The sequence below is a fragment of the Sulfurimonas iocasae genome (genome assembly GCF_047716755.1).
Classification (GTDB): domain Bacteria; phylum Campylobacterota; class Campylobacteria; order Campylobacterales; family Sulfurimonadaceae; genus Sulfurimonas.
The window spans coordinates 724,175-734,069 of record NZ_CP180409.1; the positions used below are offsets into that span (position 1 = coordinate 724,175).

Genomic DNA, 9,895 nt, shown 5'->3' on the forward strand with positions numbered 1-9,895 from the left:
TCGGAGTCAGATATGCAGTACAAAGAATTAGATATAAATAGTATAATACCGTATCTCAAAGGTGTTGATGAAGTTATGGACTACTTTGATAGTGATGATTTAAAAGCGAATGAGATAGGTGACGGTAATCTAAATTATGTCTACCTTGTAAGCTCTATATCTGATTCCAATAAAGCTCTTATAGTTAAACAAGCCGTTCCCTATCTTAGATGCGTAGGCGAAGAGTTCGCTCTTTCTCGTGAGCGTATGACTTATGAGATACGAGCACTCACAAAATTTAAACAAATTGCTCCAGATTTAGTTCCTAAACTTTACCATGTAAGTGAAGATATGTCCATTTTAGTTATGCAGTATTTGGATAAGCATATCATTTTAAGAGATGGTCTCACAGATGCTAAGAGATATCCAAATCTTAGTGAACATATCTCTACTTACTTAGCCCAGACACTTTTTAAAACATCATCTCTTTATTTAGACTCTACTTCCAAACGTAAACTCATTGATGAGTTTAACTCAAACACAGAGCTATGCAAACTTACAGAAGATTTTGTATTTACCTTTGCATATATGCAAAATGAGACAAATGATGCTGATAATATAAAAGATAATCCATTGGCTAAAGAGTTGTTTTCTGATATGGAGTTTAAAGAAAAAGTGCTTGATTTGAAATACAAGTTTATGACGTCTTCAGATGCTCTGATTCATGGAGATTTACATACCGGTTCTATTATGTTAAATGAAGAAGAGACATATGTGATAGATCCAGAGTTTGCATTTGTTGGACCTTTTGGGTTTGATATAGGTGCATTGATTGCAAACTTGGTAAATAACTATGTGCATCACACTATAGTCACAAAAGATGAAGATTTTAAAGACTATTTGCTTGGTACTATAAAAGAGACTTTAGAGCTTTTTGAGAGTAAGTTTTTAAAACTATGGGAAGCTCAAAAAGACTCAGCTCTTTTGATTGAGGGCTATATAGATGATGAGACAGCTCAGAACTACAGAGAGAAGTTTTTAAAAAGAATTTTAAAAGAAGCTGTAGGTTTTGCAGGCTGTAAAATGGCAAGACGAGTTTTTGGTGTTGCCGGAGTTGCTGAGATAAGAGGCATAGAAGATAAACAACTACGTGCAGATGCAGAAAAATTGGTTCTCAAAATTGCAAGAGAGTTTGTAATGAAATATGAAAAAATTGATTGTATAGAACAAATATTGGAAATTATAAAGGTAAATAGTGCAAGGTAAATATAGAGCTTTATGGCTCAACGATGATAATTTTTTAGAAGTAATAGACCAAACAAAACTCCCTTTTTCTTATGAGACAAAAGTTTTAAAAACTACAGATGAAGTTGTTTTAGCCATCAAAGATATGACAGTTCGCGGTGCGGGTGTAATAGGAAGTGTTGCAGCCTTTGGCATCTATACAGCTTGCAACGAAGTGAAAAATTACAATGAGCTAAAAGAAAAGGCACTTCTTATAAGAGAATCACGTCCGACTGCGGTAAACCTTATGTGGGCAGTTGACAAGATGATGGAACTTTTAAAAAGTTCAACTGATTTAGTAGCAGATGCAAAAAGATACGCAATAGAGCTAAATGATGAAGAAGCACTTGAGAGTCAACACATTGCTAAATATGGTGCTGATATAATTGAAGATATTTTAAAGAAGAAGAACAAAACGCGTATAAATATCTTGACTCATTGTAATGCAGGCTGGTTAGCAGTTATTGATGAGGGAACGGCGCTAGCTCCTATCTATGAAGCTGCGCAACGCGGGATAGATGTTCATGTCTGGGTTGATGAGACAAGACCTAGAAATCAAGGTGCATCTCTTACCGCCTGGGAATTAACCCAGAGCAGAGTTAATCATACTATTATCGCAGACAACACAGGTGGGCATCTGATGCAAATAGGCGAAGTTGATATGGTAATAACGGGAGCAGACAGAGTAAGTGCAAATGGTGATGTGGCAAATAAAATTGGAACATATCTAAAAGCACTCGCTGCATTTGATAATGATGTCCCTTTTTATGTGGCTATTCCTGCATCTACATTTGACTTTGATATCAAAGATGGTGTTAAAGAGATTCCTATCGAGCTTAGAAGTGAAGATGAGGTCAAATATATGCGAGGGGTAGATTCTGATGGGGTTGTACGAGAAGTACTAATAACACCAAAAGATTCACCTGCCATTAACTACGGTTTTGATGTGACACCTGCAAGACTCATTACTGGACTTATTACAGATAGAGGTGTTTGCAAAGCAGACCTTGAAGAAATAGAAAAGAAATTTAAAAAGAGAAGCAAATGAAAAGTTTATGGGATGACAAAGAAGCAAGCGAGTTTAAAACAGATTTAGATTTAAGAGTTTATACATCAAGACTACTGGGGTGTGACAGCTCTTTAGTTCTGCATGGTGGTGGAAATACTTCTGTAAAATCAACTGCCACAAATCTTTTTGGTGAGACAGAAGATATTTTATATGTAAAGGGAAGCGGTTGGGACTTGGCGACTATTGAAGCTGAAGGTTTTGCTCCCGTAAAGATGGAAATGTTACTTAAAATGGCGGAGTTAAAAGAGCTTAATGATACTGACATGGTAAAGTATCAAAGACTTGCTATGACAAATCCATCTGCTCCAAATCCTTCTGTTGAAGCTATTTTACATGCAGTTATTCCTTATAAATTTGTTGACCATACACATACAGATGCAGTTGTGACAATTACCAATACAGATGGTGGCGAAGATAAAATAAAAGAGCTTTACGGAGATAAAATTCTAATCATTCCATATATCATGCCTGGTTTTGTTCTTGCGAAATTGATATATGATATGACAAGAGATGTGAAATGGGATGAGCTAGAGGGAATGGTTCTTATGAATCACGGTCTTTTTACTTTTAATGATAAGGCTAAAAAATCTTATGAGAAGACTATAGAGTTAGTGGATAAGGCTGAGAAGTATTTAGCATCTAAGGGTGCTGTTTTAGAAGTGAAAGAAGATAGTACGACAATAGAGCTTTTAGAGTTAGCAAAAATAAGACGTGAGATGTCAGAGTTAAAAGGCTGTGCGACAATCTCAATCCTAAATGATTCAAACGAAGCGATAAACTTCTCAAAACAAAATATAGAAAAAATAGCAACTCAAGGTCCTCTGACTCCAGACCATGTTATTAGAACAAAACGTATTCCTGTAATTATCGGTGAAGATTTTAAAGATGATTTGGCTTCTTTCGTAAAAGAGTATACACAGTATTTTCAAGACAATAAAACAGACGAGACACTACTAAATCCTGCTCCAAATTTTGCAATACTTAAAAATAATGGAACTCTTTCTTTTGGTAAAAATGCTAAAGAGGCAAATATCATTAAAGATATTAATGAGCATACTTTTGAAGCGATTTTAAAAGCTGAGAAACTTGGCGGTTACAAAGCTCTAAGTGCTGCAAAGATTTTTGAAGTAGAGTACTGGGAACTTGAACAGGCAAAACTGAAAAAAGGCGGAAGTGCTCCTGAATTTAACGGGAAAGTGGCACTTGTTACGGGTGGAGCCAGTGGAATTGGCTTATCAATTGCTAAGATGCTAAACTCAAGAGGTGCGGCTGTAGTTGTCCTTGATATCAATCCAGAAGTAGAGACTACTTTTAACAAAGCAGAGATAAAAGGTGTGAAGTGCGATTTGACTTCAAGCGAAGACATCAAAAAGGCTGTAGAAATTGCAGTTAAAAACTTTGGCGGAATTGATATAGTTGTAAGTAATGCGGGTATTTTTACTCCGAGTGAGAACTTAGATTCACTTAGTGATGATAATTGGGAGAAAAGTATGAATATAAATCTTACTTCTCATCAAAAACTTATACGTGAGACAGCACCATTTTTAAAACTTGGAATCGATGCCTCTATAGTTATGGTTGCATCTAAGAACTTTCCAGCACCTGGAAAAGGTGCGGCAGCTTACTCTGTAGCAAAAGCAGGACAGACTCAACTTGCACGAATTGCAGCCTTAGAGTTAGGTGAGTTTGGAGTTAGAGTAAATACTCTGCATCCACACGCTGTGTTTGATACAGCGATTTGGACAGATGAAGTACTGGCAAATCGTGCAAAAGCTTATGGCATGAGTGTAGAAGAGTACAAAACAAACAATGTACTAAAAACTGAAATAAAGTCAGAAAATGTGGCAGAATTGGTATGTGCAATGGCAGGAAAGCCATTTGCCAAAACTACTGGTTCACAAGTGGCAATTGACGGCGGAAGCGATAGGATAATATAGATGACTTTAAGAGATAAAATTTTAGCTGGTGAGAGAGTTTCGTTTGATGAAGCAGTTAGTCTTTATGATATGGACTTTTTTGATTTAGGTGAATTAGCAGATGCTAAAAGAAAAGCTCTTCATGGGAAGAAGACATATTTTAATATAAATCGTCATATCAACCCTACAAATAAGTGTGCGGATATTTGTAAGTTTTGTGCTTACTCAGCAAATAGAAAAAATCCGAATGAGTATACTATGACTCATGAAGAGATAATGAATATTGTAAAAGATGTGGAGTCTCGAGGTATTAAAGAGGTTCATATAGTCTCTGCTCATAACCCAGACACAGGACTGGAGTGGTATCTGGAGATTTTTAAAAAGATTAAAGATGCTTACCCTCATCTTCATGTAAAGGCTCTTACTGCTGCCGAGGTTGATTTCTTAGCAAGAGAGTATGGAAAAACTTATGATGAGATATTAGACTTGATGGTTGAATATGGTGTTGACTCAATGCCTGGCGGTGGTGCTGAAATCTTTGATGAAAAAGTCCGTGATTATATCTGTAAGGGAAAAGTTACATCTGAGCAGTGGTTGGAGATTCATCAAAAGTGGCATGAACGCGGAAAAATGTCAAACGTTACTATGCTTTTTGGTCATGTCGAGAGCAGAGAAAATCGAATTGACCATATGATGAGAATAAGAGAGCTTCAAGATAAGACGGGTGGTTTTAATGCTTTTATTCCTCTTGTTTATCAGAGAGAAAATAACTACCTAAAAGTTACAGAGTTTATGACTGCAAATGAGATTTTAAAGACTATGGCAATCAGCCGTATAGTTTTGGACAATGTAGCAAACTTAAAAGCTTACTGGGTTACATCTACTGTAAACTTGGCTCTTGTTGCTCAAGAGTTTGGAGCAAATGATTTAGACGGAACGATAGAAAAAGAGTCTATAAACTCAGCTGCTGGGGCTGCGAGTGCCAACGGTGTAAACTTGGAAGATTTTGTAGCACTGATTAAAAACAGCGGATTTATTCCGGTTGAGAGAGATAGTGTATATAACGAAATTAAAGAGTGGTAGTTGATGGAAGTATCAGTTGTAATCCCAACTTATAACCGATACAAAGTTCTTCAGCGTGCACTTGCATCCGTATATGCTCAAACTCATAAACCAAAAGAGGTTATCATAATAGATGATGGCTCAACTGACGAAACCTCACAAATCATAAATCTTTTCCCAGACGCTATATATATTTATCAAGAAAACTCAGGGGTCTCGAGTGCAAGAAACTTAGGAATAAAAAAAGCAAAATATGAATGGATAGCTTTTTTGGACTCTGATGATGAGTGGCATCCTGAAAAACTTCAGGAGCATTTAGTGTTGCATCTAAGCAAATCAGATTTACAAATGAGTTACACAGATGAGAAGTGGGTACGTGATGCAAAAGAAGTTAAATTACCTAAAAAATATAGAAAATTTGGTGGACATATTTTTAAAGAGTCTCTGTCTCACTGCATTATAGCTCCATCTTCAACTATTATTCATAAAGATTTACTAGATAAAGTAGGGCTGTTCGATGAGAATTTAGAAGTTTGCGAAGATTATGATTTGTGGTTAAGGGTAGCGATAAAGAATGAAATAGGTCTTATAAATAAAAAACTAATTATAAAGTATGGCGGAGATGCAGACCAGCTTAGTATGAAGTTTTGGGGAATGGACAGGTTTAGAGTTCTGGCTTTGGAAAAAATACTAAATAATACAGGAAGTGAGGCTTTAACCTCGAAAGAGATAACAAATGAATTAATAAAAAAATACAACTTACTCCTCAAAGGCGCAAAAAAACATGATAAAATACAAGACATTTATAATTATGAAAAAAAGATAGAGGAACTAAGCAATTGAATAATATATCATCAGAGACAAAGTTAACGATAGGCTATATAGTAATAGCATTCGCATTTTCAGTAGCAATGCGTATGATTTGGGTTTATCAGTTTAGCGGTTATGAGTCGTTTATGTTTAACGGTCAGTTTATGATAAATACTAATGATGGTTATTATTGGGCGGAGGGTGCTAGAGATATTCTTAGTGGTATAAGTCATGATAATGACGGCTCGCCTATAAATTCTGCTCCATCCGGGTTAACTGCACTATTTGCTTATATATTGCCTTTTTCTTTTGAATCTATAATATTTTATATGCCAGTAGTATTGAGCTCATTAGTAGTTGTGCCAATCATTCTAATCGCTAAAGCTTTAAAAAATTTAGAACTAGGTTTTATTGCGGCACTTCTTGCATCTATAGCGTGGAGTTATTATAACCGTACAATGGTAGGTTATTATGATACCGATATGTTAAATATAGTTCTTCCTATGTTTTTGCTTTGGTCAATCATTTGGGCGATACAAACAAACAAAGATATATATCTACTAATTACTGCATTAGATATTTTAGTATATAGATGGTGGTATCCTCAAAGTTACGCTTTAGAGTTTTCATTTTTTGGTCTAATACTTTTTTATGCTTTAGTGTTTGATAGAAAAAATCTTTACAATTATAAACTTTTGGCAATTATGATGTTTGCTATGTTAAATATAGATGGTTTTATTCGTTTCCCTATTGTAATTGGTCTATTTTACGTTTTTAAACGAGAAAAAACTCAAAAATATATTTACCATATTTTAGCTACTTCTATTTTGGCATTTTTAGCAACTGGTGGTTTCAATCCTATCTTGGCTCAACTAAAAGGTTATGTATTTAAAGATGCTATTAGTGTGGCTAAAGATGGACTAAATCTTCATTTTTATTCTGTTATGCAGACAGTTAGAGAAGCAGGTCAGATTCCCTTTGAGACATTTGCAAATCGTATAAGTGGACATACAGTTACTTTTGTCTTGTCTGTACTAGGATATATCTATTTATCTTATAAGCATAGGATTATGCTTTTTGGACTTCCTATGATAGGACTTGGTTTTTTAGCTCTAGTGGGAGGACTTAGATTTACTATATATGCTGTCCCTGTTTTGGCTTTTGGGGTATCTTTTTTAATTACTGAGCTTTCACTGAAGATGCCTACAAAAAGATTAAAATATCTTAGTATGATAGCCTTAACTTTAGCTATTCTGTATCCAAATTATAAACATATTGAATCATATAGAGTTCCTACCGTATTTAACTCAGATGAAGTAGAAGTTTTAGATAAGCTAAAAAGTATTGCAGATAGAGAAGATTATGTTGTCTCTTGGTGGGATTATGGATATCCATTGCGTTACTATTCAGATGTTAAGACATTGGTTGATGGTGGAAAACATAGTGGTAGTGTTAATTTTCCAGTTAGTTTTATGCTAAATAATTCACAAGAAATATCTGCAAAAATGGCTAGACTTGATGTTGAATATACAGAGCGAGCTTTTATAGTAGCAGAAAAAAACAGAGATTTAAACGAATTGCAAAAAATAAAATTATTTACAAACATAGAAGAGATGACAAAAGAGTATGGACTTGATGATACAAACGATTTTTTACTCTCACTAGAGACCGATATAAAACTGCCAAATAAAACAAGAGATATCTACTTTTACCTGCCATATAAAATGTTAAATATTTTTCCAACAGTAAATGTATTTTCAAATTTAAATCTTATGAATGGTGAGAAAGGAAAAGCTCAATTCTTCTTTATAAGCAGAAATTTTAAAGAGAGTAAAGATGCTATAGAACTTGGAAAAGGTGTTTCTCTAAATAAACTAGACAATACTTTGATGATTGGAAAAGAAAAAGTAGCTCTACGTAGAGTAGTAAATACTTTTTATGATAAAAATTTGAAACTTCAAAAAAACATACGACTAACAGATTTCAGTGCACCACTGAGTCTAATATTTATGGCAGATTATGAAACTTTTTTAGTTGTAGATGAAGATACTTATAATTCACTTTATATTCAGCTTATGGTTTTAGAAGAGTATGATAAAACTTTGTTTGAAAAAATTATAGCAAACCCACATGCTAAAGTTTATAAACTAAAAATCTAAAAAACATTAAACAGATAAAAGTTATAAATAATGAGCAAAGAGATAGTCCTCCAAAAATAGGTGCTATAATTACAGTTAAATATTAAAAAAAAAGAGTTAAAATGAAATACCAAGACAACTTTAACCCAAGTATATCAGATGCAGATGTCTTTAATGAGATAATAAAAGAAAAAGAGAACATAGGTTATTACAACCTTGTACATCAAGATACTAAAGTTTTTAAAGAGTATGCAAGAAGTGTTAAACAGACAAATATTGTAGTTATTGGTATAGGTGGAAGTACGCTTGGAACTTATGCAATTTATAAGTTTTTAAAACATTCCAAAACTCTCAGTAAACAGCTCTACTTTTTAGAAACAACAGACCCTATAGATATAAAATCAAAAGTTAAAGCAATTGATCTAGAAGATACCCTTTTTATTGTCATATCAAAGTCCGGTACAACTATAGAAACCGTATCAATATTTAAGTATATTAATTCTCTTGTTAAGTGTGATAAAAACAACACTTTAGTTATAACAGAAAATGACTCCAAACTTAACTTTTTTGCAAAAACACATAACATAAAAACTTTTGATATTCCAAAAAATGTAGGTGGAAGGTTTTCGGTTTTTAGTGCTGTTGGCTTACTTCCTCTTGCTATAGTCGGTATAGATATAGATGAACTGTTAAAGGGTACAAAAGAAGTTTATAACTCGTTTTTCCAAAAGAAAGAGTACTACTCACGACTTCTTAAAAAAGCAAGATTTTTTGTAGAGTATAAAAATAGTTTTAATATAAATGTAGTTTTTTCTTACTCTTCAAGACTTGAGGGTTTTAACAAATGGTACATCCAACTTTGGGGTGAGAGTTTAGGTAAAGTAGATATAAATAGCACAAACCAAGGTCTGACTCCTATAGGGATTATCGGACCGATAGATCAACACTCTTTTTTACAGTTAATCGTAGAAGGAAGAAGAGATAAGACTGTCACAGTTATAAAAGTAGATGATTTTGACAATGACTTGAAGATTCCGCATATTAAATTAGATGGACTTGAAGAGTTAGACTATATTGATAATCTAGAGTTTTCTAAGTTAATAAATATGCAGGCAGATGCCACTATAGAATCGATAAATAATTTAAACGACATACCATGTGATGTGATAACCATAGATGCCGTATGTGAAAAAAGCATAGCTTCTTTAATGTATGAATATGAACTTCTTACGTCTGTATGTGCCAAGTTTATGTACATAAATGCTTATGATCAACCTGGCGTAGAAGCTGGAAAAATTATACTGAAAGAAAAACTAAAAAATTAAGCTTGTTGTTTTTTAGTTTTTTGTGATAGACTTCATTAAATCAAATAAAGGTTGTTAAATGAAGTTTTTTGTGATTATTGCGCTAGGAGTTAGTTTATTGTTTGGTGCTGTTGATATTAACACTGCTTCTAAAAAAGAGTTGAGTAGTTTAAATGGGATTGGTTCTACAAAAGCTGAAGCTATTATTGTCTACAGAAAAGCCAACTGCTTTAAAAATGTTAAAGAGCTTGCAAAGGTTAAAGGGATTGGTAAAAAAACAGTTGAGAAAAACATGAGTGATTTATCTGCTAGTCCTTGTAAAAAATAAAAGAT

At 33.7% G+C, this 9,895-nt stretch carries 8 protein-coding genes; all 8 read left to right on the forward strand.

Annotated features, from left to right (window positions below; all coding sequences use genetic code 11):
- Positions 1–12 precede the first annotated feature (12 nt).
- Positions 13–1,245, forward strand: a complete 1,233-nt coding sequence (mtnK, locus tag ACLHDE_RS03650) for an S-methyl-5-thioribose kinase (RefSeq protein ID WP_415397855.1) — start codon at positions 13–15, stop codon at positions 1,243–1,245.
- Complete coding sequence (mtnA, locus tag ACLHDE_RS03655; protein WP_415397856.1) at positions 1,235–2,311, forward strand: S-methyl-5-thioribose-1-phosphate isomerase; 1,077 nt, start codon at positions 1,235–1,237, stop codon at positions 2,309–2,311. Before mtnK ends, mtnA begins: the two co-directional genes overlap by 11 nt.
- Positions 2,308–4,269: a bifunctional aldolase/short-chain dehydrogenase gene (locus tag ACLHDE_RS03660; RefSeq protein ID WP_415397857.1), complete on the forward strand. Its 1,962-nt coding sequence runs from the start codon at positions 2,308–2,310 to the stop codon at positions 4,267–4,269. Before mtnA ends, ACLHDE_RS03660 begins: the two co-directional genes overlap by 4 nt.
- Positions 4,270–5,331 (forward strand): aminofutalosine synthase MqnE, encoded by a 1,062-nt coding sequence (gene mqnE, locus ACLHDE_RS03665; protein ID WP_415397858.1) that lies wholly within the window; start codon positions 4,270–4,272, stop codon positions 5,329–5,331.
- Between the two features lie 3 nt (positions 5,332–5,334).
- Entirely contained in the window at positions 5,335–6,153 is an 819-nt protein-coding gene (locus ACLHDE_RS03670) for a glycosyltransferase family 2 protein (protein ID WP_415397859.1), read from the forward strand.
- Positions 6,150–8,279 carry an STT3 domain-containing protein gene (locus ACLHDE_RS03675; RefSeq protein WP_415397860.1) on the forward strand — a complete coding sequence of 710 codons (2,130 nt, stop codon included), beginning with the start codon at positions 6,150–6,152 and terminating at the stop codon, positions 8,277–8,279. The genes ACLHDE_RS03670 and ACLHDE_RS03675 overlap by 4 nt, the downstream gene beginning before the upstream one ends.
- Positions 8,280–8,380: 101 nt before the next feature.
- Positions 8,381–9,583, forward strand: a complete 1,203-nt coding sequence (locus ACLHDE_RS03680; RefSeq protein ID WP_415397861.1) for a glucose-6-phosphate isomerase — start codon at positions 8,381–8,383, stop codon at positions 9,581–9,583.
- Positions 9,584–9,641: 58 nt separating this feature from the next.
- Entirely contained in the window at positions 9,642–9,890 is a 249-nt protein-coding gene (locus ACLHDE_RS03685) for a ComEA family DNA-binding protein (protein WP_415397862.1), read from the forward strand.
- The last annotated feature ends 5 nt before the right edge of the window (positions 9,891–9,895 follow it).

Bases quoted from the DNA above. Each gene is read 5' to 3' on its own strand.
- mtnK (WP_415397855.1), top strand. From the start codon at position 13: ATGCAGTACAAAGAATTAGATATAAATAGTATAATACCGTATCTCAAA.
- ACLHDE_RS03660 (WP_415397857.1), top strand. From the start codon at position 2,308: ATGAAAAGTTTATGGGATGACAAAGAAGCAAGCGAGTTTAAAACAGAT.
- mqnE (WP_415397858.1), top strand. From the start codon at position 4,270: ATGACTTTAAGAGATAAAATTTTAGCTGGTGAGAGAGTTTCGTTTGAT.
- ACLHDE_RS03670 (WP_415397859.1), top strand. From the start codon at position 5,335: ATGGAAGTATCAGTTGTAATCCCAACTTATAACCGATACAAAGTTCTT.
- ACLHDE_RS03680 (WP_415397861.1), top strand. From the start codon at position 8,381: ATGAAATACCAAGACAACTTTAACCCAAGTATATCAGATGCAGATGTC.
- ACLHDE_RS03685 (WP_415397862.1), top strand. From the start codon at position 9,642: ATGAAGTTTTTTGTGATTATTGCGCTAGGAGTTAGTTTATTGTTTGGT.